This window comes from Acinetobacter indicus CIP 110367, assembly GCF_000488255.1.
Lineage (GTDB): Bacteria > Pseudomonadota > Gammaproteobacteria > Pseudomonadales > Moraxellaceae > Acinetobacter > Acinetobacter indicus.
In genome coordinates this window covers 469,000-494,646 of record NZ_KI530745.1, presented here as the reverse complement: position 1 = coordinate 494,646, position 25,647 = coordinate 469,000, and the positions used below count along the sequence as shown (strand labels likewise).

The following is a 25,647-nucleotide window of genomic DNA, read 5'->3' as shown; positions in this document are numbered from 1 at the left end:
TCCTTATACCGCAATCGCTTCAATTAAACCTTGTTCCTGCAGTTGACCCTGCATCGCCAGTGCCAGCACAGCCATACGCACCGCAATACCATTGGTCACCTGATTTAAAATCACCGATTGCGGACCATCGGCAATGCTGGAATCAATTTCCACACCCCGGTTCATCGGTCCCGGGTGCATCACGATACAATCCGGTTTGGCCAGCGCCAGACGCTCTTTGTTCAGGCCATACATTTTGTAGAATTCTGCCGGTGAGGACAGCGCCGGTGAATCAATCCGTTCATTCTGGATACGCAAGGTAATAATCACATCACAGTCACGGATGCCATCTTCCATTTTATTAAACAGGCGTACATCGGCCCCGTATTCTTCAAAACCAAATGGCAGCAAGGTATTCGGTGCAATCACGCGAATATCTTTACAGCCTAAAGTTTGTAACGCCGCCACATCAGAACGTGCCACGCGTGAATGTTTAATATCGCCAATAATGGCAATGCTCATGTCGGCAAAGTCTTTTTTGGTTTCACGGCGAATGGTCAGCATATCCAGCATCGCTTGAGTCGGATGCGCATGACGGCCATCTCCGGCATTAATAATCGCGATATTTGGACAGACATCCTTGGCAATAAAATGCGCTGCACCTGAAGAGGAATGACGCACCACAAAAATATCGGCGGCCATGGCTTCTAAATTCCACAGCGTATCGCGCAGGGTTTCGCCTTTAGAGGTACTGGAACGGGCAATGTCAATGTTAAGCACGTTGGCCGAAAGACGTTTGGCTGCAGCTTCAAAGGTGGTACGGGTACGGGTTGAATTCTCAAAAAACAGGTTCATAACCGTACGACCTTCCAGCAGGTTGTTGGTGATCAGCTGATTTTGGTCATTAAAAAAGGACTGCGCGGTGTCCAAAATTTTGGTGAGGGTTTGTTTGGAAAGCCCTTCGATGGTGATGAAATGTTTTAGATTTCCATCTTTATTGAGTTGAATCTGGCTCGGAGTATGCAATGCCGCCAAGTGCATGAGAGATTCCTTATACGTTAAGTCAACGTATTATACAGAGATTCCCCCAAGATGGCGCTGAAGATTTCAACATTTAAAGCCCTTTTCCTGCCAAGGAATCAAGTTTTCTTCAATCATTACCATAAATTCAACAGGATAATTCAACCGGTTTTAGTCAATATTGCTTAGGCTATTTTTGGATGATAGATAAAAAAGCCCCCAGAATCGAGAGCTTGTTGATCTGGATGATGGTGGTTTTAACGCAAGGCACCAATATAATGATGCGACACCTGTGCCCGGTAAATCTCTTCCTCGGTAATTTCGGGTTCAACCTGTTCGTCGATGACCTCATCTAGCGGGTTCAGCAACGGTGCATTTAAATCCAGTAGCCTGGTCAGCCGTTCGGCATAACGGCTTAATTCAGCATCTCCGGTGGCTAAAGCCAGCTCAATCACATCTTTGGCATAGCCCGGATGATCGACCAGATACAAGGCATCAATTACCCTGCCGCTGACCCGGCGTAAACGTGTATACAATAAGGTGGCCACTGAAAAGGCTTCATTATGGGCAATTAACTGATCACTGCTTTCGACTCGCATATTTTCCCCGTTCTCCAATTTTAAAATTAAGGTCATTTTTCGTTATCATTATTTATTGTGCAAAATGTATACCAACCGCTAGGAAGCACAGAAAATGAATCAATTTGAAGGGGTTTTAGTACAAATAAATCTTGTATATCTTCAGCACAACATCCGCCCAAAGCCGTGAAAATACGTTAAAATATCAGATTGCTTTGTTGCTTTTGGAAATTTACATGCATTCGAAACCGCGTCTTTCTACATACTGGGTCACCTGTGCAGATGGACTTGAAACCTTGCTTCAAGAGGAATTAGAAGGTTTAGGGGTTCAAAATATTGAACGTTTACCGGGTCGTTTAATTTTCAAAGGCAGCTTGGAACAGGCGTATCGCATTTGTATGTGGTCACGTTTGGCTTCCCGTGTCTTAATGCCAATTCATACTTATGAGCTGGAACGCCATCACGACGCACGTGATGTGGCTGAAGAGCTTTATGAAGGTGCAATCAGCTTCGACTGGTCACTGATTTTTGCACCACAAAGCACCTTTGCCATTCGCCTGCATGTGGAACGTGAAATCAAGGTCAATACCCAGTTTGCCACCTTACGCGCCAAAGATGGTGTGGTCGATTCCTTTATGGAAGCGGTAGGCCGCCGTCCAAGTATTGACACCAAGCAACCGGAAATTACCCTCTATATTCTGGCCGGCAAAACCGAGCATACCTATTGTCTCGACTTGTCCGGGGATTCGCTACATAAACGTGGCTACCGCCGTTTTATGACCGATGCGCCAATTAAAGAAAACCTGGCCGCGGCAATTTTGCAAAAAGCCAAACTCAAAGAAAAAAATCCGGACATTATTCTGGACCCGATGTGTGGTTCAGGCACCTTTATTATTGAATCCCTGCTGATTTTAACCGACCGTGCGCCGGGGCTGGTGCGTCGTTTCGGCTTTAATGGCTGGAATGGCCATGACCATGAACTGTGGATGTCATTAAAGGCAGAGGCGGCTGAGCGTCATCAACAGGCACTGGAACAACCACTGCCAAAATTTTATGCTTTTGATGCCGACTGGGAAGCAGTCAAAGCCACCAAACAGAATATTATTGCCGCCGGTTTTGAACGTCTGCTCGATCATATCCAGATTGAAGAACGCACCTTGTCAGACTGGCCAGATTTTCAGGCCGAAGGCAAAACTGCCTTTGTGGTGACCAACCCGCCGTATGGTGAGCGTCTGGGTGATAAAGCCTCGAACCGTGCCTTGTATTTAGGTCTGTCTGCCCTGCTACAAAAACATTTCCCGAACCAGTCTGCTGCTGTCATTGCAGCCCAGGTGGAACAGGCCGATGTGCTGGCATTTAATGAGCCGCAAACCTTGCGTTTAATGAATGGTAAGCTGCCAATTTACATTCGTTTTGGTACGGTCAAACCATCGGCAGTAGTAAAACCATTCCTGGCCGACTGGCAGCCACAGCAGTTTGAACCGATTGAAGGTGCCGAAGACTTTACCAACCGTCTGCAAAAAAACATGCAGGCCTTAAAGAAATGGACGGTTAAAGAAAACGTCTATTGTCTGCGTTTATACGATGCAGATTTACCGGACTTTAATGTCGCGGTCGATTTATATGGTGATCGTCTGCATGTGCAGGAATATGCACCACCGAAGAAAATTGATCCTGAAAAAGCAAAAAAACGCTTTAACCTGGCGCTGCAAGCGATTCGTGCCGTGACCGGTTTAGGCCGTGATGCCGTGTTTATTAAAACCCGTGCCCGTCAGGAAGGTAAAAACCAGTACACCAAACAAAGTACCGCATCGAAACGCTTTATTGTGCAGGAGGGTCAGGCCAAGATTCTGGTTAACCTCACCGACTATCTGGATACCGGCCTATTCCTGGACCATCGTCAGATTCGTTTACGCATTGCCAAAGAAGCTAAAGGCAAGCATTTCCTCAATCTGTACAGCTATACATCAACGGCGAGTTTGCATGCCGCTTTAGGCGGCGCGGCCAGTACCACCAGTGTGGACTTGTCCAACACCTATTTAAACTGGTCCAAAGAAAACTTTGTCTTAAACGGCTTAACCGTCGACCATACCGATGAACAACACCAGTTCTTTGCCAGCGACTGTTTTGAGTGGCTAAAAGAAGGTCATGAGCAATATGACCTGATCTTTATTGATCCGCCAACCTTCTCCAATTCGAAAAAATTCTACGGCACCTTTGATGTACAACGTGACCATGTCTCGCTAATTAAACGCGCCATGAACCGTTTAACCACAGAAGGCACCCTGTACTTCTCGAATAACTATCGCGGTTTTGAAATGGATGAAACCTTGCCAGCGCTGTTTGATATCCAGGAGATCAGCCATGAAACCATTGGTCCAGATTTCAAGCGTAACCAGAAGATTCACCGCGCCTGGAAAATCCAGCATCCACAAATCTAAAATGTGAATGGTAAAGGATGATTTAATCCTTTTCTATTCACAGTTCATTCGATTAGCAATAAAAAGCCTGCTACCCCATAGCAGGCTTTTTTTACATCGGAAACTTTACGCTGTCACTCATCATCCAGCGTGGACTTACTTTGCAGAGTGAATCGCTACATCTGCCCGGCTTTTTGCTGCAGATACCTCCATAAAAAAACCCGGCCGAAGCCAGGTCTTTGATTAAACAGTTTAGATGAACCGTGTGCGGATTAGTTCAGTTTCAGCTTCTGGAAATCCAGTTGGCCTGCATCTGCCGTAATCACAATGGTATCTCCCGGCTGGAAGTCACCGGCCAGAATTTTCTGCGCCAGATTATTTTCTACCTGTTGCTGAATCGCACGTTTCAATGGACGCGCACCGTAGACTGGGTCAAAACCGGTTTCAATCAGCTGGTCAAAGGCAGAATCATCTACCGTTAACTTGATATCGCGGTCGGCCAGACGGGCACGTAAACGGTCCAGCTGGATATCGGCAATACCACGAATCTGCGCTTTTTCCAGGGCATGGAACACCACCAGTTCATCAATACGGTTGATAAACTCCGGACGGAAATGCTCAGACACCGCCGCCATCACCACATTGCGTACATCATCACGGCTTGGGTTATCACCCAGTTCACGCACATCGCTTGAACCCAGGTTCGAGGTCATTACAATCACGGTGTTTTTAAAGTCCACCACACGGCCCTGCGAGTCGGTCAAGCGACCATCATCCAGTACCTGCAGCAAGATGTTAAATACATCCGGATGGGCTTTTTCCACCTCATCAAACAGCACCACGCTATATGGTTTACGGCGTACGGCTTCGGTTAATACCCCGCCTTCTTCATAGCCGACATAGCCCGGAGGCGCACCGACCAGACGGCTGACCGAGTGTTTTTCCATAAATTCGGACATATCAATCCGGATCATGGCGTCATCACTGTCAAACAGGAAGTTGGCCAAGGCTTTGGTTAACTCGGTCTTACCAACACCGGTTGGACCCAGGAACAGGAAAGAACCACTTGGACGGTTCGGATCCGACAACCCGGCACGCGAACGTCGCACTGCGTTCGATACCGCAATCACCGCTTCATCCTGCCCTACCACACGCTGATGCAGGAAGCTTTCCATTTGCAGCAGTTTTTCACGCTCGCCTTGCAGCATTTTCGCAACCGGAATACCGGTGGCTGCGCTGACCACTTCCGCAATTTCGTTATCGGTGACTTTATTGCGCAATAACTTCGGTTCTTCTTTCTCTTCCACCAGCTCATCTTGGGCCAGCTGTTTTTCGAGTTCCGGAATCACGCCATATTGCAGACGCGACATCTCGCCCAGATCATTTTCACGCTGTGCTTTTTGCAAGGCAATACGCGCCTGATCCAGCTGTGCCTGAATCTGCTTAGTGCCTTCGACCAGAGTTTTTTCAGACTTCCACACTTCTTCCAGATCATTATAGTCTTTTTGGACGTCTTCAATCTGTTTTTCCAGATGGCTGACTTCTGCTCGGCTGCCGGCATCTTCATCTTTTTTCACGGCTTCAAGTTGCAGCTTTAACTGAATCAGACGGCGTTCCAGCTTATCCAGCGCTTCCGGTTTAGAGTCCAGCTCCATCTTGATGCGCGATGCCGCTTCATCAATCAGGTCAATGGCTTTGTCGGGCAACTGACGGTCAGTGATATAACGATGCGACATTTTCGCTGCAGCAATAATCGCCGAGTCGAGAATTTTCACCCCGTGGTGGACTTCATAACGCTCTTTCAGACCACGTAAAATGGCAATAGTGTCTTCGACACTTGGCTCATCGACTAGCACTTTCTGGAAACGGCGCTCAAGGGCGGCATCTTTTTCAATGTACTGACGATATTCATCGAGCGTGGTTGCCCCCACGCAGCGTAATTCACCACGTGCCAGCGCCGGTTTCAGCATGTTACCGGCATCCATTGCGCCATCGCCTTTACCGGCGCCGACCAGGGTATGCAACTCATCAATAAACAGGATGATTTCGCCTTCGTGTTTGGCCAGATCTTTCAGGACCGCTTTTAAGCGCTCTTCAAACTCGCCGCGATATTTGGCACCGGCTAGCAATGAACCCAAGTCCAGCGATAACACACGTTTGCCTTTTAAGCTCTCTGGCACTTCGCCATTGACAATACGCTGTGCCAGACCTTCCACAATTGCGGTTTTACCGACCCCAGGCTCACCAATCAGCACCGGGTTATTTTTGGTGCGACGTGACAAGACCTGTACGGTACGGCGGATTTCATCATCACGGCCAATCACCGGATCGAGCTTGCCGGCCAGCGCACGTTCGGTTAAATCTACAGTGTATTTATTGAGTGAATCACGTTGATCTTCATGATTATTACTCATCACTTTTTCATCACCTCGAATTTTTAAAATTACCTGACGCAGACTGTCTGCACTGACACCGATACTGTTCAATAAGCTTTTGGTGGCCCCAACTTCGCTCAGGCCCAGTAATACCCAGTCGGTAGACAGGAATTCATCGCCCGCTTTCTGGGCATAGCTATCGGCCAGGTTTAAGGCTTTAACCGCTTCCGGACTTAAATTAATGTCGCCAGTCGGATTGGCTAGCGTTGGCGCATCATTCAGTGCCTGTTGCAATTTGCTCTGCAAATCACGCAACTGAGCGCCGGCCTGCTGTAACAAGCTGACATTGGATGCTTCTTCTAACAGGGTGGCCAAGACATGAATGCCGTCAATAGCGGTATGGTCTTTGCCCATCGCCAGCGATTGCGCATCGGAGAGAGCTTGCTGTAAGCGATTTGTAAATTTTTCAAAACGCATTCTTGTTATTCCTCACAACAATTTTTTCACTTGAAACATATATGGGAGTACTTTTGGCAATTTCAAATGATTTTTCATATATTTTTCAAAGTGTTATTTTAATGCAACAGATATAACTCAATTATAATATTGGTCTGTGACCGGTCAATTTCAAGTTAGCATCAGGATTATTTTTATACAGCAATGATGTTGCGACCTATGTAACAGGAAATGCGCATTTTGAGAGATCTGCCCATTGCGGCCAATTTTTTGCGGGGTCTAAAATCATGGAAAATAAAAAAAGCCGGCAATCAACCGACTTTCTACATGGCTTTACAGTCACGATTATTCTGCTTCGATAATCTCGAAATCGTGGCTAATTTCAACACCACCATCTGACAGCATTTTGCTGGCTGAACAGTATTTTTCTGCGGATAATTCAACTGCCTTGGCGACCTGCTTTTCCTTGACTGCCTTGCCTGTCACCACAAAATGCAGATGAATTTTGGTGAACACCGCCGGAATCGAATCGGCACGTTCTGCTTTCAGCTGACAAACCACACCAGTCACATCCTGACGTGATTTCTTTAAAATGGTCACAATATCAAACGATGCACAACCACCAAGTCCCATTAAAATGAGCTCCATGGGACGTGGTCCACGGTTTTCTCCACCATACTCGGCAGAACCATCCATCACCACGCTATGGCCACTTTCCGATTTTGCTTCAAAAGCAACATTCTCTAGCCAATGAACACTCGTTTGCATTGCAAGTCCTTCAAAAAAACTATAAATTTACAAGGTGCCTGTACACTAACATAATTTGAGTTGATAAGGAATTTCATCTCTACTGTGTGACAAGTTCATACTAGGTCTTGTGCGATCTATTATTTATCCATTTTCGGAACCTTTAGCATGACTTCAAACTTTTCACAATTAAGCACCGATGCCCTGTCTCCTGGTCAATTACCAGATTCAGTCAAGGCATTATTAAAACGTGCATATATCAACCGTTATCCGAAACGGACCACAATTGTTGAGGCGGGGTCTGAATCAAAATCACTTTATTTGATTCTGAAAGGATCTGTTTCCATCATTCTGCGTGAAGATGATGATCGCGAAATTGTTGTGGCTTATTTGAATCCGGGTGACTTCTTTGGGGAAATGGGTCTATTTGAAGCAAATCCACAACGTACTGCAGAAGTACGCACACGTGACGTTTGTGAAATTGCCGAAGTGACTTATGAAAACTTCCACGAGCTCAGCAAGCAATATCCAGATTTAAGCTATGCGGTATTTGCCCAACTGGTGCGCCGTTTAAAAAATACCACGCGTAAAGTGACCGATCTGGCCTTCATTGATGTTTCAGGCCGTATTGCGCGTTGTCTGATTGACCTGTCTGCGCAGCCTGAAGCCATGATTTTGCCAAATGGCCGTCAAATCCGCATTACCCGTCAGGAAATTGGCCGCATTGTTGGCTGTTCACGTGAAATGGTCGGCCGTGTTCTGAAAACCCTGGAAGAACAAGGCATGATCGAAACTGATGGTAAAGCCATTCTGATTTTTGATGCCTCTTTAGAGCAAAATGATGCAGCAGATGAACAGTTTGATGATGAATAAGTCTTAAACTGCTATATGCTTAAGGCAAATCTTCGGATTTGCCTTTTTTATGCCTGTTCGCTATGTGAAAAATATTTACAAACTAACCTAAAATATTGATTTAACAGTCTGCCTGCGATGGTTTAGCCTAGTCCCTATTCGCTTGATGATATTTTGAATAAGGACATCTTATGCAGTTCAATCCCCTTGCTGATACCGGTATTTTATTGCCTGAAATCTGTCTGGGCACCATGACCTTTGGTGAACAAAACACCCAGGATGAAGCCTTCGCCCAGCTGGATTATGCACTGGAACGTGGCCTGTATTTCTGGGATACCGCCGAAATGTATCCGGTGCCCCCTAAACCAGAAACTCAAGGTGCCACCGAAGTCATGATTGGCAACTGGCTCAAGGCGCGCGGTGGACGGGACAAGCTTTTTTTGGCCTCAAAAATTGCCGGACCGGCTCAGGGTGGCAGTCATATTCGTGATGGTCAAACCCGTTACAACGCTACCGATATTCGCACTGCCCTGGATGGCAACCTGAAACGCCTGCAAACCGACTATATTGACTTATACCAACTGCACTGGCCACAGCGCCCGACCAACTTCTTTGGCAAACTGGGTTATGGCAATACCGAAGCCCATGCACAGCAGCATGTCACCGACCTTGAAGAAACCCTGACCGCATTGCAGCAGGAAATCCAGAACGGCCGGATTCGCTATATTGGCCTCTCCAATGAAACCCCATGGGGCACCATGAAGTTTTTGCATCTGGCGGAAAAACTCGGTTTAAGCAAATTTGTCAGCGTACAAAACCCCTATAACCTGCTGAATCGCACCTATGAAATTGGCATGTCGGAAATTGCCAAATATGAAGGCGTCGGCTTACTGGCTTACTCTCCTCTGGCCTTTGGTTATTTAACCGGGAAATTCCGGCATGGTGCCCGTCCGACCAATGCGCGTGTTACCCTGTATTCACGCTTTAGCCGCTACAGCAATCCAGAAAGTGAATGGGCCACTGAACAATATGCGCAACTGGCCGAGCAACATGGCCTCAGCTTAACCCAACTGGCTTTGGCTTTTATTAAGCAGCAGTTCTTTGTCACCAGTACCATTATTGGTGCGACTTCGCTGGAACAGCTAAAAGAAAATATTGATGCCTTTGAAGTCAATCTGTCCGATGACATTTTACAAGGCATTGAAGCGATTCACCGTCAGCAGCCCAACCCGGCACCTTGATGACAGGTATTAACAAAACCTCATGCATAAAAAAATGCCTCATCATATGAGGCATTTTTAAATCTATTTTAAACCCAGAAGCTTAACGACGGTTCTGGTTATAAATGGCCTGAGCAGCCGGCAAGTTCTCACGCATCGCTGCAATACGCTGGCTGTTCGATGGGTGAGTCGACAGGAACGATGCCCCGCCACCACCTTCTAAGCGGTTCATTTTTTCCCATAAGGTAATTGCCGCTTGCGGGTTATAGCCACCACGCGCCATCAGCATTAAACCGCCTTCATCGGCACGACTTTCCAGATTACGTGAATATGGCAAGCCCACACCTACCTGTGCGCCCAATTGTGCCGCTGCAGCACCTAACTGGCCAACGTTACTGCCTGCTGCGCTTAAACCGATATTTAAAGCCAAATTGGTCAGTGCCTGCGCGCCAATCTTACTCTTGGCATGTTCTTCTAGAGCATGCACCATTTCATGGCCCATAATCGCAGCAATTTCGGCATCGGTCAGGTTCAGTTTGTTGACGATACCAGTATAGAACACCACTTTACCGCCGGGCGCGACAAAGGCATTAATCTGGTCAGATTTTAATACTGCCAGCTGCCAGCTAAATGGCTGACCAGTCTGGTTCATCTGGTTGGCAACCGGTGTTAAACGCTGGAACACCGTGTTAATACGTTTATAGGTACTTGAACTGGTGTCCAGCTGCCCCTTGTTACGCGCATCTTGCACCATCTGGTTATAACTTTGCGCCGCGGTTGCATTTAGGGTTGCGGTATCTGCACCGGCCATATCGGCCACGGTGGTACAGCCTGAAAAAGTGATTGCACTTGCGGCACAAAAACTCAATACCAATTTTTTGTTCATTATAATAATCTCCGCCATTCGGCTATACACATACTCATGAATTATATGAAATCATTTCAATGCTTTAAATCTGAAATGGCTTCATAATCATATCATTTATGTAAACAATGGCAGTGCTGTGTAAACTGTAGCTACATCAGCAGCAACGAGCGGAATACGGCCTTAATAGGCAAACTGATAGAAAATCCAGAATACCAGACAGAAAATATTCAGGCCCAGATACATCTGCGAAACCACTTCCATTTTCTCTTCCAGTGCCGGATTTTTACGTTTATAGAATAAATAGGCGTTTTGGATCAGCACTAGCGGCACCAGAATACAGGCAAAAATCACACTCAGGCCAATAAAGGCCTGATACATAATATTCGGATCATGCTTTTGTAACAGAATCAGCAACATCGCAATGGTCGGTGCACCGCCCATGGCAAATAATAACGAATAGAAAATGGTGCTTGAAATATTTTTATGCATCCTGCCTGACCCAATGTTTTTGCTGTGTTTTATTCTAGCAAGCACCATCTGAATAGACAGTGCTGATGTGTGCAACTTTAGTCTTGAATTACTTCGCAACGCGGTAATACTGCATTGCTTCCGGCATCATCTGCTGTAATGCGGCAATACGGTCATTATTACTTGGATGGGTCGACATAAACTTGGCCATGGCGCTATTTCCACGCGCATCGTTGGCATTCATTTTCTGCCAGAGCGTAATGGCTGCATTCGGATCATAACCGGCTTTGGCCATTAACAGTAAACCACCTTTGTCGGCGCGGCTTTCCAGATTACGCGAATAAGGCAACCCTACCCCAAACTGACTGCCTAAATCCAGAAGTAAACCACCATAACCACCCACCGACTGGCCCACATATTGCGAGCCAATACTAACCGCCAGATTGGTCAGGGTCTGGGCACCAATTTTACTTTTGGCATGTTCTTCCAGTGCATGTACCATTTCATGGCCCATGATCGCCGCGACTTCATTGTCGGTCAGTTTCAGGTTTTCAACAATGCCGGTATAGAACACCACTTTGCCACCTGGGGCCACATAGGCATTAATTTCAGGTGACTTAATCACCGCCACTTGCCACTCAAAAGTCTGCCCGGTCTGGTTCATCTGGTCAGCATAGGGCTTCATCTTTAAAAACACGCGATTGACTTTCTTATAGGTAGCAGAACGGGTATCTAGCACCTTTTTCTGCTCGGCTTCCTGCAACATTTGCTGATAGCTCTGACTGGCGTTTAAGTTTAAAGTCGCTGAATCGGCCCCGGCCAGTTCTGCCACAGTGGCGCAGCCCGTCAAATGCGTTGCCAATACAATTCCAATGGCTAAGTCCTTATATTTCATAACATTCTCTAATTGTTCGAAAGTGCCTAGCACTATAAACAAAATCAGGGAATTCTCAAGATGGTGCGCTATTTTTCTCGACCAAAAATAAAAAACCCTGTGCAGGCACAGGGTTTTTTCATTTCAGTTTAAACGATTAAGCTTCAAACGGATGACGCAGAATAATGGTTTCTGCACGGTCTGGACCCGTTGAAATGATATCGATTGGACATTCAATTAACTGCTCAAGACGCTTGATGTAGTTGATTGCATTTTCAGGCAATTGTTCAACACTGGTCGCACCCACAGTTGACTCAGACCAGCCTGGCATGGTTTCGTAAATTGGCTTCAAGTTTTCATAAGCCAGCGCGTCAGAAGAACCGACACAACCTGAATCGGTGTTTTCATAGCCAACACAGATTTTAATTTCTTCTAAACCATCCAATACGTCTAACTTGGTCAGGCAGATTCCAGACAGTGAGTTGACATCCACTGAACGGCGCAGGATTTCTGCATCGAACCACCCACAACGACGTTGACGGCCAGTAGATGCACCAAACTCGTGACCCACTGTACCCAGGTGTTTACCAATTGCATCACCCACATCATTTGCCGCGTCGTAAACCAGTTCAGTTGGGAATGGACCAGCACCCACACGCGTGGTGTAGGCTTTGGTAATACCCAGCACATAGTCAAGATGCAATGGACCCAAACCTGAACCTGAGCTTACGCCGCCCGCGGTGGTGTTTGAAGAAGTCACGTACGGATAAGTACCGTGGTCAACGTCCAGCAATGAACCTTGCGCACCTTCAAACATAATGTTGTCACCGTTTTTACGGTAATTATGAATTTCAGTAGTTACATCCACCACTAATGGTGCAATCACTTCACGCCATTGGTCACATAGCGCAATTACGTCGTCCAGTTTAACTTCTTCAACACCGTAGTATTGAGTTAACTGGAAGTTGTGGTAATCCAGCAATTCAGCCAGTTGCGCACGTAATGCGTCACCGCCACGCACCAGGTCAGCCACACGTACTGCACGGCGCGCCACTTTATCTTCATAGGCAGGACCAATACCACGACCGGTAGTACCAATTTTGGCATTACCACGTTTTTTCTCACGTGCCTGATCCAGCGCAATGTGGTTCGGAAGAATTAATGGACAGTTTGGAGAAATACGTAAACGTTCTTTAACTGGCACGCCTTCCTGTTCAAGAATGGTCATTTCCTTGATCAGCGCTTCAGGTGAAAGCACCACACCGTTACCAATTAAGCACAGTACATTTTCACGTAAAATACCAGATGGAATGAGGTGTAATACAGTTTTCTTACCACCAACCACGAGAGTATGACCTGCGTTGTGTCCGCCTTGATAACGTACTACCGCAGCCGCTTGATCTGTGAGCAGGTCGACGATTTTACCTTTACCTTCGTCGCCCCATTGGGTACCAAGTACCACAACATTCTTGCCCATAATAGCCTCATTACATCATGCTGTTAAAATTGAAAACCAGGCGCATGTGACATGAACACATGCGCTGGCGATTAAATTTTTTCGACCGTCCACTCACCGTTACGATTCACCAGCTGGTGAGTTGCATACGGTACAGAGCTTAAATCATCCTGACCCAATAACTGAATTACACTTAAGCCTTGGGTACGGGTGGCCTGAATTGCAGCCAATAAATCTGCCTGATTGCCCTTTGGTGCAACCACCACCGATTTGGCTTCGAAACGACCGGCGCTGAGCGCATATAAGTCGCAAGAGAAACCGGTTGCCGGACGGGCACGACCAAAATGCTGGCCAATACCATCATAACGGCCGCCTTGAGCCAGTGGTGCTGCACGGTTTGGTGCATAAACGGCATACATTAAACCGGTATGGTAGTGATACGAACGCAGTTCTACCACATCAATCCCGATATGCAGATTTGGCCAGCGTGCCTGAATTTCTGCCTGGGTGGTTTTTACCGCATCAAAGGCATGTTTAAATTCCACATTGGCCAGCACATCGGCGCTTAAATGGGCTTCCAGTGCATCCAGATCACTGGCAAAACGGCCCAGCGCATAGAAATCTGAACCAAAGGCTAAGTCCTGGGTAAAGTCCGCCAGTTCTGGCAAGGCTTTACGCTGATATAAATCAGATAACTGACGCTCAGTGGCTTTGTTCAGACCAGCTTTTTGTACCAGACTGCGGAATAGACCCACATGGCCTAAATCCAGGTGGATACCATCGGCCAGACCGGCTTCCTGAATCAGGCTGATCATCAGGTCAACCATTTCCACATCAGCATCAATGCTGTCGGAACCGAACAGTTCGGCACCCAGCTGCAAAGGCGCACGGGTGGTATTAAAGCCCTGTGGCTTGGTATGCAAAACCGTACCAGCGTAGCAATAACGCGCCACACCATCTACCGGATGCACATGCGCATCAATACGCGCCACCTGTGGTGTCATATCGGCACGCACGCCAAGCAGACGGCCAGACAGCTGGTCAATCACCTTGAACGTGGCCAGGTCTAAATCTTGATTCGATTCTGAAAGAGAAGAGAGAGATTCGATATATTCAATAAATGGCGTGTACACCAACTGATAACCTCGAGATGCGAGGAAATCCAGTGAATTACGGCGCAATGTTTCGATGACTTGCGCTTGTTCTGGTAATACATCAGCTACACCATCAGGTAATAACCATGTCTCTGAAATGGGCATGTTGTAAACCTAAATTCTTGTCTGCGCGGAACAAATCCGCATAAAAAAATCGGGAGCACACCCGATTTCTCCTAGTTTAGCACGATCAAATGGGCTGTGCATCGCAAATTTGATAATTTTCTCTGTCTGATCAATTCCATTGCAATCCTGCCCGGCTGGAGCTGTCATTTCGAGAGTAAAAGCTGTTTTTGCTGAGGAAGATAAAGGAGCTGGACACATCCCAAACTTATCATCTTTTTTCAGCGCAGATGGAAATCATTTTCCCTCTGCCCTGCGTCCATCTGCTTAAAAAGTCTTATTTGACTTTATTCGGATCCAGCACCTGAGTAATTAAATTGACCAGCTCGACGTTCTGGGTTTCCAGCTGGTGAATACGCTGCGCCGATTTATCTAGCGCTTCCTGCTGCACGTGCATTTTCTTGGCCAGATCCTGCATGATCTCTAAAGTCTTTTTCAGATTTTCTTCCAGACTGATGACTTTGTTTTCAAGCTGATGATTATCGCTTTGGCGATTCAAATGATCATGCTGGTTTTTAAACTGCAGCCAGATCAGAAAAATCACCGCCACGGCCAACAGTAAAATAAATCCCCAAAGTAGAATAAACATCATGTGTAGTGCTCGACTTATTTGTTTTGTTTTATCTTAACGAAAAATATAGCAAAAAGGCGAAAAATCGCCTCCGACCTGTCAATGCCCGGCTGTGAGCGTGTTTCACCCGGTTAGACCACCGCCCTGCAGCCCAAGCTTAGGCAAAGATTTGATAGATAGAAATTAATGCGCCTGATGGGCAAAAGATTCACATAAATCCAGTAAACGGTTGGCATAGCCCCATTCATTGTCATACCAGGCAAAGACTTTGGCCTGATGCCCGACCACCATGGTCTGGGTAAGATCGACAATTAAAGAATACGGCGAATGGTTAAAGTCACTCGATACCAGCGGCTCATCGGTGACCTGCATAATTTCGGCATAATCCTGCTGCGCGGCTTTCACCAGCACTTCATTCAGCTTATGTACGGTAATGGGTGACTGGGAAATAAAGCTGACATCAATGGCAGCGACATTAATAGTGGGCACCCGAATTGAATAGCCATCAATACGGTTTTCCATTTTGGGCATCACCTGTTTTAAGGCGCCTAAAGCACTTGAGGTGGTTGGAATAATATTCTGACCCGATGCACGTGCACGGCGTAAATCACGGTGCGCATGATCCAGCACCGACTGGTCGGCCGTCACGGCATGAATTTCGGTCATCAGCGCGGTTTCAATGCCAAAGGCATCATCCACAATTTTGACCAACGGCACCAAGGCCTGAGTGGTACAGGAAACACTGGAAATAATCTGATCTGAGGCTTTAACCTCATGATGATTGACCCCGTAGACAATGGCGGCATCAACCGTGTCAAATGGTGCTGCGCCAATAATCACCCGTTTGGCACCGGCATGAATATGCTGGGTTGCAGCTTCACGCGAACGGAACAGGCCGGTACATTCCAGCACCACATCAATATTTAACTGCTGCCATGGCAACTGTGCCGGTTGTGGCTGGCTCAGCACCTGAACTTTCAGCTTGGCCTGCCCCGAGTGTATGCACAGATAAATTTGTTCCTGTTCCAGCTGGATTTCTACCTGCCCCGGAAAACGGCCATGGGTTGAATCGTATTTAAACAGATGTAGTAGCGTGGCAACATCGGCAACGTCATTAATCGCGACAATATCAAAATGAAATTCTTTAGGATTTTCAAACCAGGCACGCAGTACATTTCGCCCAATTCGCCCAAAGCCATTAATCGCCACTCGTTGCATCCGTATTCCTTCAAACTGCACATCAATCTTGTCTGTGCTTATGTTAAAGGATTTCCGCCAGACACGGCGAATAATTCCTGCCAAACTCAGCAATTAATTTAAACCTGTCCAATATTTAAGCAGTTAGCAGCACTATTTTCTGCTTGATAAAAAGAAGCAGGATGCACGGTAACTGGCTAAACCGCAGCAATGACAACAGCTTGTGATTTCACAGCAGTTTAGATGACTTTAAGGTTTGAGTTTTCGTCGCAGATTTGTCATCAAAACACTTTAAAATCATTGGTGAGTGTGGCTTTTTCCGTTATAATTTGGCGTTTTTAAATTTTAAGCCCGTATAACAGCAGAGAAAACCTTGTCAGACTGTTATGCTTTTAGCCAAATCGAGAATTATGGAGTGACTTGGTTGTGAGTACTCGTTTTATGACATCAGCTGAAATTCGTGAAGCATTTTTGCGTTACTTTGAATCGCAAGGGCATACACGTGTCGCGTCGAGTTCTCTGGTTCCCGCCAACGACCCAACGTTGCTGTTCACCAATGCTGGTATGAACCAGTTTAAAGATTGTTTCTTAGGTCTGGAAAAGCGCGATTATGTCCGTGCCGTATCTTCACAAAAATGTGTACGTGCCGGTGGTAAACATAACGACCTAGACAACGTCGGCTATACCGCGCGTCACCACACCTTCTTTGAAATGTTGGGTAACTTCTCTTTTGGTGATTACTTCAAGCGTGATGCGATCAAGTTTGCCTGGGAATTCCTGACCGGTGATGAATGGTTAGCCCTGCCAAAAGACAAACTGTATGCCACGGTTTACCACACCGATGACGAAGCATTCGACATCTGGAACAAGGAAATCGGTTTAGCACCAGAACGTATTATCCGTATTGGCGACAACAAAGGCGAGAAATACGCATCTGATAACTTCTGGGCTATGGGTGATACCGGTCCATGCGGTCCATGTTCTGAAATTTTCTTTGACCATGGCGATCATATCTGGGGTGGCCTACCTGGCACACCTGAAGAAGATGGCGACCGTTTCATTGAAATCTGGAACAACGTCTTTATGCAGTTCAACCGTACTGCTGATGGCGTATTGCACCCGCTTCCTGCTCCTTCGGTCGATACCGGTATGGGCTTGGAACGTATTTCTGCCGTATTACAGCACGTCAACTCCAACTACGAAATTGACCTGTTCCAGCATCTTTTAAAAGCAGCAGCTGAAATTATTGGTCTAGATACCTCTGCACTTGAAGCGGAAGCCAAAGAAAAAGGCACACCGGTACAATATCCAGCTTCACTTAAAGTGGTGGCTGACCATGCCCGTTCTTGCTGCTTCCTGATTGCAGATGGCGTCAATCCGTCTAACGAAGGACGTGGTTATGTACTGCGCCGTATTATCCGCCGTGCCGTGCGTCATGGTAACAAACTCGGTGCAACCGGTTCATTCTTCCACAAAATGCTGCAACCGCTGATTGAAGTAATGGGTGCGGCGTATCCTGAACTGGAAGCTCAAAAAGCACGTATTGAAGCGCAATTACTGAAAGAAGAAGAACAATTCGCCAAAACACTTGAGCAAGGTTTGAAATTGCTTGAAGGCGAACTGGCGAACTTAAAAGGTTCTGTGATTCCAGGCGAAGTGGTATTTAAACTGTATGACACTTACGGTTTCCCGACCGACCTAACCGCAGATATTGCCCGTGAACGCGACCTAACCATTGATGAAGCTGGCTTTGAAGTTGAAATGGCAGCACAGCGTCAACGTGCACGTGATGCCGGCAAATTTGCCATCGACTATAACAGCGTAGTCAAAGTGGATGGTGAAACCCAGTTTGATGGTTACGATGCCACTGCAGGTCAAGGTCAAATCATTGCCATCTATAAAGATGGCGAACAGGTTGACGAAGTCGCTGAAGGTGATGAAGCACTGATCGTCCTGAACCAGACGCCATTCTATGCAGAAAGCGGTGGTCAGATCGGTGATACCGGTATTTTCAAAAACGACACCGGTATTTTTGAAGTGCAAGACACCAAAAAATCGGGCGGCGCTTTTGTACACCAGGGGATTGTGACCATGGGTAGCCTGAAAGCAGCACAAAACGTGGAAGCAATTGTCAAAGCGGACATTCGTGCTGCAACTGCACGCAACCACTCGGCGACTCACCTGCTGCACGCTGCGCTGCGTCAAATTCTGGGCTCACACGTACAGCAAAAAGGCTCACTGGTTGCATCAGACGTATTACGTTTTGACTTTGCCAACGACCAGCCGGTTTCATTTGAACAGCTGCAAGAAATTGAGCGTCTGGTGAATGCTGAAGTGATTGCCAATACCGAAGTGACCACTGAGCTGTTAGATATCGAATCTGCGAAAGCCAAAGGCGCGATGATGCTGTTCGGTGAAAAATACGGTGATGAAGTTCGCGTACTGTCTATGGGTTCAGTAATTGAAGAGAAAAACTTCTCGATTGAACTGTGTGGCGGTATTCACGTGAAACGCACTGGTGACATCGGTCTGTTCAAAATAACCTCTGAAGGTGGTGTGGCTGCAGGCGTGCGTCGTATTGAAGCGGTGACAGGCACCAAAGCGATTGAAGCTGCGCAAAAAGCTGATCGTGACATCAACACCATTAATGCGCTGTTAAAAGCACAGAAAGAGCAAACCATTGAGAAAGTTGAAGCAATTGTTGAAACAGCCTCTAGCCTGCAAAAACAGATTGAACAGCTGAATCAGAAACTGGCCAGCCTGCAAGCGGGTGAACTTTTAAGCCAAGTTCAGACCATTGCTGGCCGTGCAACACTTATTACCACTGTTCAGGGTATGGATGCCAAAGCACTGCGCAACCTGCATGACGGTGTGAAATCAAAATTAGACAACGCGGTGATTGTACTTGCCGGTGTAGAGGGTGACAAAGTGAGCCTGATTGCATCCGTTGCAAAAGACTTTACTGCGTCTATTAAAGCAGGTGACATCATCAAACACTTAGCCTCTGAGCTTGGTGGTAAAGGTGGTGGTAAACCTGACTTAGCACAAGGTGGCGCGCCACTAAACGAGAAGTTTGCAACCGTGATGGCAGAGTTAACTGCCTGGCTGGAAGCAAAATAACTTCACTTTTGTGTAACTGACCCTGGCGGCAATCAGGGTCATGGCTTATATGGAACAACTATGGCATTAATCGTTCAAAAATATGGCGGTACTTCTATGGGTACGCCCGAGCGCATTTTAAATGTTGCTCGTCGCGTAAAGCGCTGGCATGACCATGGCCACAAGGTGGTCGTTGTTGTATCAGCAATGAGTGGCGAAACCAATCGCCTGCTCGCTCTCGCAAAAGCCATTACCGACACCCCTGACCCACGTGAACTTGACCAGATGGTTTCTACGGGTGAGCAGGTAACGATTTCCATGTTAGCTATGGCGCTCAATTCTATTGGCGTAGAAGCTAAATCTCTAACCGGTCGCCAAGTCGGAATTAAAACTGACAGCGCGTTCACCAAAGCCCGTATTGAAGCGATTGACACCGATGTCATGACCGGTCATTTAGATGCCGGCCGTGTGATTGTGGTTGCAGGCTTCCAGGGTGTAGACGAGCAAGGCAATACCACAACTTTAGGCCGCGGTGGTTCAGATACAACCGGTGTTGCGTTAGCCGCAGCATTAAAAGCAGATGAATGCCAGATCTACACCGATGTTGATGGTGTATACACCACTGACCCGCGTGTTGCGCCAAAAGCAAAAAAAGTGGATCGTATTTCCTTTGAAGAAATGCTGGAAATGGCATCTTTAGGCTCAAAAGTCCTGCAAATCCGTTCTGTAGAATTTGCTGGCAAATATCAGGTGCCTTTACGCGTACTATCTAGCTTCGATAACGACAACGATGGTGCATTTGACGAAGAGTTTAAAAACAACGTCGGAACTCTTATTACTACTGAATTGGAAGACAACATGGAACAGCCAATTATCTCAGGTATCGCGTTTAACCGTGACGAAGCTAAACTGACTATTCTCGGTGTGCCAGATGAGCCAGGTATTGCCTCTAAAATCTTGGCCCCAATTGGCGCTGCCAACATTGAAGTGGATATGATTATCCAGAACGTTGAAGAAGATGGCACCACTGATTTCACCTTTACCGTAAACCGTGGTGAACTGGCCAAAGCCAAAGCGATTCTTGAAGCGACTGCACAGGAAATTGGTGCACGTGAAGTTGCAACCCGTGATGACATCGTAAAAGTGTCAATTGTTGGCGTGGGTATGCGTTCACATGCTGGCGTAGCGAGCAAAATGTTCACCGCACTTGCAGATGAAGGCATCAACATTCTGATGATCTCGACCTCTGAAATCAAAATTTCAGTGATTATTGAAGAAAACTATTTAGAGCTTGCAGTTCGTTCACTGCACACGGCGTTCGGTTTAGACCGCGAGTCAGGTGAATCAAGCGCGCGTGCTTAATCTGTAGTCAGCAATTATTGGAATTGTCAGACAATATTGCGAAAAACTACAAAAAATCAGAGCCACTATAGTATTTTTTATAGTGGCTCTGTTATATTGAAATAATGAGAATTAGAAATCTTAACAGAATTGTATCCGACAAGGTTTTGTCAGGGAGAGTTCTGATAAAATTTCGCTTGAAATATTTTGTGCTTTTCAAAACTTTCAAATCAATGCAGGTTTAGCATTTTGCAAGGAGATAAACATGCTGATTCTGACCCGACGTGTCGGAGAAACATTAATGATTGGGGATCAAGTCAGTGTTACTGTACTTGGTGTCAAAGGCAACCAGGTGCGTATTGGTGTGAATGCGCCAAAAGAAGTGTCTGTTCATCGTGAAGAAATTTATCAACGTATTCAACATGAACGTGCCATGCATGAGCATTTGCAACATCTCGATCAGGATTATCAGCCTTCTTATGAAGATGATAATTACCCACAAAATAACTTTAACCGTTAAGACTTAAAGTTATCTTGTTATAAAGCGGCTCTACGGCCGCTTTAAGTTTTTTTCAGCGCTTCAAAATTATTGTTGCTCCAGCAAAGCCAGCACTTTACGTACAGGTCCAAAACTACGGCGATGCTCTGCGGTTACGCCATGCAAAGCTATTGCTTCAAAATGCGCTTTGGTCGGATAGCCCTTATGCTTGGCAAAACCAAACTGTGGAAACTTCTGGTCCAGTTCCAGCATCTGCCGGTCACGGGTCACTTTAGCCAGAATACTGGCTGCGGAAATTTCGGCGTGCAAGGCATCTCCACCGACCACCGCTTCACATGGCATGCTTAGTCCTTGTGGGATTTTATTGCCATCGACCAGGACCTGATCGGGCTGGAGCTGTAAGGCTTCAACCGCACGGCGCATAGCCAGCAGCGAGGCCTGTAAAATATTCAGCTCATCAATTTCAGCCGGACTGGCTTCAGCAATGGCCCAAGCAAGGGCTTTTTCCTGAATCTCAATGAATAACTTTTCACGTTTCTTTTCACTCAGTTTCTTGGAATCATTCAAGCCCGCAATCGGATTATTCGGATCCAGAATGACCGCCGCAGCCACCACAGTTCCCACCAGAGGCCCGCGCCCTGCTTCATCTACACCAGCAATTTTCATCAACATTATTACCTTCAATAAAATAGGCTGAACCTGTCAGCCTATTTCTTTCATCTTGCGCTTATTGTACTGCTTCTTGCACACAAGCATGAATGGTTTTTGATACGACATTGCTCACAATGGTGGCACGCGCTGCCGGGTCAATCGCTGCTGTCGCTAAATCTACCGCAGTCACATTTTGTGGTGCTTTTTCGCTGACACAACCACAGATTTCAGTCTGGATATTTTGCTTTTGGGTGCTGGTCATGACTTTGGTGGCCGTTTGCCATGCCGGAATGTTGTTCAGCTCGGTCACACATTTGGCATTAATCGCAATTTTCAGTGCTGCGCCGCCCAATTGCTGGGTCGTTGTTGCCGCTGTAGGCTGAGTGGTGCCTGTAGATGCACATGCGCTTAACAGTAATGCCAGCGGTGCTAAAACATAAGCCAACTTTTTCATGTATTTTCCTTCAGTTTTGCGTCATTTTATCGGCCTATTTTAAGGGCTTTAGCGCGGATTCGGTTTATCTTTTTGACCGCAATGCACAAATAAATGGCAAATTTAAGCATTATCCAGGGCAACTGCCTGCTTCATATCCGCAAATACCGTTGGACAGGCCGATTGCACCCGGTTCCAGCTTGGAATAAAAGACTGCTGGTTCGGATAATTCATAAACTGCTCCCCTGCCTCGACAATACTCTGAGCAAATAATTCCACCACATTTTCTTCGCTGTGCCGGTCATAGTTCAGGCCATTGGTGGTGGCATCATAATAATAGTGATCAATCAGATCCAGCGCATTACGATAATAGGCCGCGCGGATAATCCGAATATTGTCCAGACTGACCTGCACCCCCAGCGCCGCCAGCTTACGGAAAAATGCGAGTGCGATATCCCGGCTCATCCGTTTTAGGCCACCATCCCCATTGGCGGTGGTGACTTCCTGATGTTTATGTTCATAATCATCGGCAATATCGACCTGACAGATGCGCTTGGTGGAATAGTTGCGGTAAATTTCTGAGAGCACGCCAATTTCCAGCCCCCAATCGCCTGACACCTTCAGGTCACGCAGTGCTTCGACATGAATTGCCATTTCCCCCGACAAGGGATAACGAAAGGCTGAAAGATAAAGCAAATAATCCAGCGGCCCAAAAACTTTTTTCAGGGCCTGCAATAAAGGTGACACCAGCAGACGTGACACCCGACCATTCATTTTCCGGTCGGCCACCCGCGCATAATAACCTTTGGAAAACTGGAAGCTGAATTGTGGATGTACCATCGGATAAATCAGCCGGGCCAGCATGTCACGCTTATAGGTACGAATATCGCAATCGTGCATGGCCACCACCTGACTCTTGCCTTCGGCCATGGCATAACCGGCACAATACCAGACATTACGACCTTTGCCACGCTGCAAAGGCGCGACATTTAACTGATTTAACTGCTGATGCAGCTGCTGCAAACGTGGCCCATCATTCCATAAAATCATATGGTTCTGCGGCAATACCGAGAAAAATTCCCGCGCATGAGCAAACTGCTCCTCATTGGCCTGATCCAGACCGATAATAATCTGCTGGATATAATCAGCGCCTTTCAACTCTTCGACAATCTGGGTTAAGGCCGGATGTTCAAGCTCGGAATATAAGGAAGGTAAAATTAAGGTGACAGGTTTGGACTTGGTAAATTCGCGAAGTTCCTGTTCATATTCATGTAGATGGCGCTGTTTTAAATCATGTATTGTTGTAATCATGCCTTCTTGTGCAAAATCGACCATCATCCTCTCCAGTTTATTGTTGTAAAAAGTACTGTAATCCTTCTGCCCAACCCGCTGGTGCCTGCTGCCGGGTGAAGTACACAGAATCGTGTTCTAATGCCAATGCTGCTTTATACGGCCGTTTGACCACCACAGCATGCTGACAGGCTTTCAGCATATCGAGATCATTTTCACTATCCCCCAGCCCAATACACACCATTTGCGTCGGATAAAACTGTTTCAGCCAGTTCACCGCCAGCGATTTATCACAGTCACGGCTTAAAATATGGCTAAAGCGTCCACCATGAACCATATGCAAATTGCTGGCCAGATGTTGCGACAATGTCGCTTCATCTTCGGCCCGGCTGTCCGGATTCCAGATAATGACTTCGCTATACGGACGTTCTAAAGCCCGTGCTGCATCGTCCAGCGCCAAACCGGTCAGCGCTGCAATCTGAACGGCATCACAATCACTAAAGCATTGAAAATTTAAGCCATAGTCTGCTTTTAATTGCTGGAGCTGTGCAGCAATGTCAGTACTGGATAAGGGACTTTGATAGTCATGCTGTGCATTAAAATAAATATATGCCCCATTTTCAGCCACAAAAGGCATGCCGCTTAAACCGAGTTGTTGCTGCAAATGGCGGATTTCCGCTGCGGTTTTACTGCTACATAAAATAACCGGAGAATCCGGAATTAAACGCTGGATCAGCTCTATGTTCTGCCCATAGCTGTAATTATCATGATTTAATAAAGTCCCATCTAAATCTGTAAAAATTATAAATTTTGGCATCTGTACTTATATTGGCTTTATCTGTTTAGAATCCTATAAGATTCTCAGCTTAATATTGGTTTAACTTACTTTTTTATAACAATAAAGTAACAGGCCTACATGAAGTAGGCCTATTTTTTTCATCATTTTATGAAGCTAGATGCGCTTATAACGCCTGGATTTTTTCAATCCAGGCCTGTTTCTGCGCTGCTGGCAGGAACGAGGCTTCAAAAGAGTTAATCGCCAGTTGCTTTAACTCATCTGCATTTAAATCTAACGCTTCGGTAATGGCAATAAAGTTGTCATTCATATAGCCGCCGAAATAAGACGGATCATCCGAGTTAACCGTCACCTTCACGCCCTGCTGTAACAAACGGCGGATATTGTGCTGCCGCATATCCTGCACCACGCACAGTTTTAAATTACTGAGCGGGCACACCGTAAGCGGCATTTCATCCTGAATCAGACGCTGCATCAGTGCCTGATCTTCTTCAGAACGCACGCCGTGGTCAATACGATTCACTTTCAGCAAGTCCAGTGCTTCCCAGATATATTCTGGTGGACCTTCTTCACCGGCATGCGCCACCACCAAGAAACCGTATTCACGGGCTTTGGCAAAAACGCGGGCAAATTTAGCAGGCGGATGCCCCACTTCGCTGGAATCCAGACCGACTGCAATAATCTGTTCTTTATACGGCAGTGCCTGTTCCAGCGTTACAAATGCTGCTTCTTCGCTAAGATGACGCAAGAAACACATGATTAAACGGGAACTGATGCCCAGTTTGCTTTGTGCATCATCACAGGCACGTTGCAAACCGTTAATTACTGTCGCAAAGGCAATCCCGCGGTCAGTATGAGTTTGCGGATCGAAGAACATTTCGGTATGTACCACCTGATCTTCTGCACACTTTTCAAAATAGGCCCAGGCCAGATCATAAAAGTCCTGCTCATGTACCAGTACATTGGCACCGGCATAATAGATGTCTAAAAACGACTGCAGGTTATGAAAGTTATAGGCCTCTTTGACTTCCTCGACTGACTGATATGGAATGGCAATGTTGTTACGCTGCGCGATGGCAAACATCAGTTCTGGCTCAAACGTCCCTTCAATATGGACATGCAACTCTGCCTTGGGTAAGGCGCGAATCAGCTCAAGTTGATTCATCTCTCATCCTCATGA

Annotated in this window: 22 protein-coding genes; 6 read left to right on the top strand and 16 right to left on the bottom strand. The window is 46.6% G+C overall.

All coding sequences use genetic code 11. The features are described 5' to 3' along the window. Positions 1 to 3: 3 nt before the first annotated feature. Both P253_RS02375 and P253_RS02370 read right to left on the bottom strand, forming a co-directional pair. Positions 4 to 1,020 (bottom strand): aspartate carbamoyltransferase catalytic subunit, encoded by a 1,017-nt coding sequence (locus P253_RS02375; protein WP_005177046.1) that lies wholly within the window; start codon positions 1,018 to 1,020, stop codon positions 4 to 6. Positions 1,021 to 1,256: 236 nt separating this feature from the next. Then, positions 1,257 to 1,598 (bottom strand): hypothetical protein, encoded by a 342-nt coding sequence (locus P253_RS02370; protein WP_016658379.1) that lies wholly within the window; start codon positions 1,596 to 1,598, stop codon positions 1,257 to 1,259. 215 nt (positions 1,599 to 1,813) lie between these two features. Here P253_RS02370 and rlmKL point away from each other — a divergent pair, with 215 nt between their 5' ends. Continuing rightward, entirely contained in the window at positions 1,814 to 4,018 is a 2,205-nt protein-coding gene (gene rlmKL / locus P253_RS02365) for a bifunctional 23S rRNA (guanine(2069)-N(7))-methyltransferase RlmK/23S rRNA (guanine(2445)-N(2))-methyltransferase RlmL (RefSeq protein WP_016658380.1), read from the top strand. 251 nt (positions 4,019 to 4,269) lie between these two features. On the opposite strand, the gene clpB is transcribed toward rlmKL, so the two are convergent. Together clpB and P253_RS02355 are read right to left on the bottom strand one after the other, a co-directional pair. Beyond that, complete coding sequence (gene clpB / locus P253_RS02360) at positions 4,270 to 6,849, bottom strand: ATP-dependent chaperone ClpB (protein WP_016658381.1); 2,580 nt, start codon at positions 6,847 to 6,849, stop codon at positions 4,270 to 4,272. Between the two features lie 324 nt (positions 6,850 to 7,173). Further along, positions 7,174 to 7,596, bottom strand: coding sequence for an OsmC family protein (locus tag P253_RS02355; protein ID WP_005177032.1), 423 nt, complete (start codon positions 7,594 to 7,596; stop codon positions 7,174 to 7,176). Between the two features lie 147 nt (positions 7,597 to 7,743). Between P253_RS02355 and crp the strand changes: the two genes are divergently transcribed. Both crp and P253_RS02345 read left to right on the top strand, forming a co-directional pair. After that, positions 7,744 to 8,448, top strand: coding sequence for a cAMP-activated global transcriptional regulator CRP (gene crp / locus P253_RS02350; RefSeq protein WP_016658382.1), 705 nt, complete (start codon positions 7,744 to 7,746; stop codon positions 8,446 to 8,448). A 170-nt stretch (positions 8,449 to 8,618) separates the two neighbouring features. Then, a complete protein-coding gene (locus tag P253_RS02345) occupies positions 8,619 to 9,668 on the top strand; it encodes an NADP(H)-dependent aldo-keto reductase (protein ID WP_016658383.1) in 1,050 nt (349 codons plus the stop codon). Between the two features lie 82 nt (positions 9,669 to 9,750). Here the strand turns inward: P253_RS02345 and P253_RS02340 are convergent, their stop codons facing one another. The 7 genes from P253_RS02340 to P253_RS02310 form a co-directional block, all read right to left on the bottom strand. Next, complete coding sequence (locus P253_RS02340) at positions 9,751 to 10,533, bottom strand: M48 family metallopeptidase (RefSeq protein ID WP_016658384.1); 783 nt, start codon at positions 10,531 to 10,533, stop codon at positions 9,751 to 9,753. 162 nt (positions 10,534 to 10,695) lie between these two features. Then, a complete protein-coding gene (locus P253_RS02335; RefSeq protein WP_005177024.1) occupies positions 10,696 to 11,004 on the bottom strand; it encodes a hypothetical protein in 309 nt (102 codons plus the stop codon). A gap of 88 nt (positions 11,005 to 11,092) precedes the next feature. Next, positions 11,093 to 11,878 (bottom strand): M48 family metallopeptidase, encoded by a 786-nt coding sequence (locus P253_RS02330; protein WP_016658385.1) that lies wholly within the window; start codon positions 11,876 to 11,878, stop codon positions 11,093 to 11,095. A gap of 136 nt (positions 11,879 to 12,014) precedes the next feature. Then, the gene (locus P253_RS02325) at positions 12,015 to 13,334 is read right to left on the bottom strand and encodes an adenylosuccinate synthase (RefSeq protein ID WP_005177019.1); all 1,320 of its coding nucleotides are present in this window, start codon (positions 13,332 to 13,334) and stop codon (positions 12,015 to 12,017) included. A gap of 71 nt (positions 13,335 to 13,405) precedes the next feature. Next, positions 13,406 to 14,572, bottom strand: coding sequence for an ATP phosphoribosyltransferase regulatory subunit (locus P253_RS02320; protein WP_005177016.1), 1,167 nt, complete (start codon positions 14,570 to 14,572; stop codon positions 13,406 to 13,408). A gap of 295 nt (positions 14,573 to 14,867) precedes the next feature. Beyond that, the gene (locus tag P253_RS02315) at positions 14,868 to 15,182 is read right to left on the bottom strand and encodes a hypothetical protein (protein ID WP_005177014.1); all 315 of its coding nucleotides are present in this window, start codon (positions 15,180 to 15,182) and stop codon (positions 14,868 to 14,870) included. Positions 15,183 to 15,344: 162 nt separating this feature from the next. Beyond that, a complete protein-coding gene (locus P253_RS02310) occupies positions 15,345 to 16,379 on the bottom strand; it encodes a type I glyceraldehyde-3-phosphate dehydrogenase (protein ID WP_016658386.1) in 1,035 nt (344 codons plus the stop codon). Between the two features lie 405 nt (positions 16,380 to 16,784). Here P253_RS02310 and alaS point away from each other — a divergent pair, with 405 nt between their 5' ends. The 3 genes from alaS (at position 16,785) to csrA (ending at position 21,318) form a co-directional block, all read left to right on the top strand. Next, a complete protein-coding gene (alaS, locus tag P253_RS02305) occupies positions 16,785 to 19,478 on the top strand; it encodes an alanine--tRNA ligase (protein ID WP_171066691.1) in 2,694 nt (897 codons plus the stop codon). Between the two features lie 60 nt (positions 19,479 to 19,538). Next, complete coding sequence (locus P253_RS02300; RefSeq protein ID WP_005177009.1) at positions 19,539 to 20,819, top strand: aspartate kinase; 1,281 nt, start codon at positions 19,539 to 19,541, stop codon at positions 20,817 to 20,819. A 244-nt stretch (positions 20,820 to 21,063) separates the two neighbouring features. Further along, positions 21,064 to 21,318 carry a carbon storage regulator CsrA gene (csrA, locus tag P253_RS02295; RefSeq protein WP_016658388.1) on the top strand — a complete coding sequence of 85 codons (255 nt, stop codon included), beginning with the start codon at positions 21,064 to 21,066 and terminating at the stop codon, positions 21,316 to 21,318. 66 nt (positions 21,319 to 21,384) lie between these two features. On the opposite strand, the gene rnhB is transcribed toward csrA, so the two are convergent. The 5 genes from rnhB to P253_RS02270 all read right to left on the bottom strand — a co-directional run bounded on the left by rnhB (position 21,385) and on the right by P253_RS02270 (position 25,632). Continuing rightward, the gene (gene rnhB / locus P253_RS02290) at positions 21,385 to 21,963 is read right to left on the bottom strand and encodes a ribonuclease HII (protein WP_035363061.1); all 579 of its coding nucleotides are present in this window, start codon (positions 21,961 to 21,963) and stop codon (positions 21,385 to 21,387) included. Between the two features lie 61 nt (positions 21,964 to 22,024). Then, positions 22,025 to 22,402, bottom strand: a complete 378-nt coding sequence (locus P253_RS02285; RefSeq protein ID WP_005177001.1) for a hypothetical protein — start codon at positions 22,400 to 22,402, stop codon at positions 22,025 to 22,027. Between the two features lie 102 nt (positions 22,403 to 22,504). After that, positions 22,505 to 23,716, bottom strand: coding sequence for a glycosyltransferase family protein (locus P253_RS02280; protein ID WP_016658390.1), 1,212 nt, complete (start codon positions 23,714 to 23,716; stop codon positions 22,505 to 22,507). A 13-nt stretch (positions 23,717 to 23,729) separates the two neighbouring features. After that, the gene (locus P253_RS02275) at positions 23,730 to 24,488 is read right to left on the bottom strand and encodes an HAD-IIB family hydrolase (protein ID WP_016658391.1); all 759 of its coding nucleotides are present in this window, start codon (positions 24,486 to 24,488) and stop codon (positions 23,730 to 23,732) included. Positions 24,489 to 24,633: 145 nt separating this feature from the next. Next, positions 24,634 to 25,632, bottom strand: a complete 999-nt coding sequence (locus P253_RS02270) for an adenosine deaminase (RefSeq protein ID WP_016658392.1) — start codon at positions 25,630 to 25,632, stop codon at positions 24,634 to 24,636. Between the last annotated feature and the right edge of the window lie 15 nt (positions 25,633 to 25,647).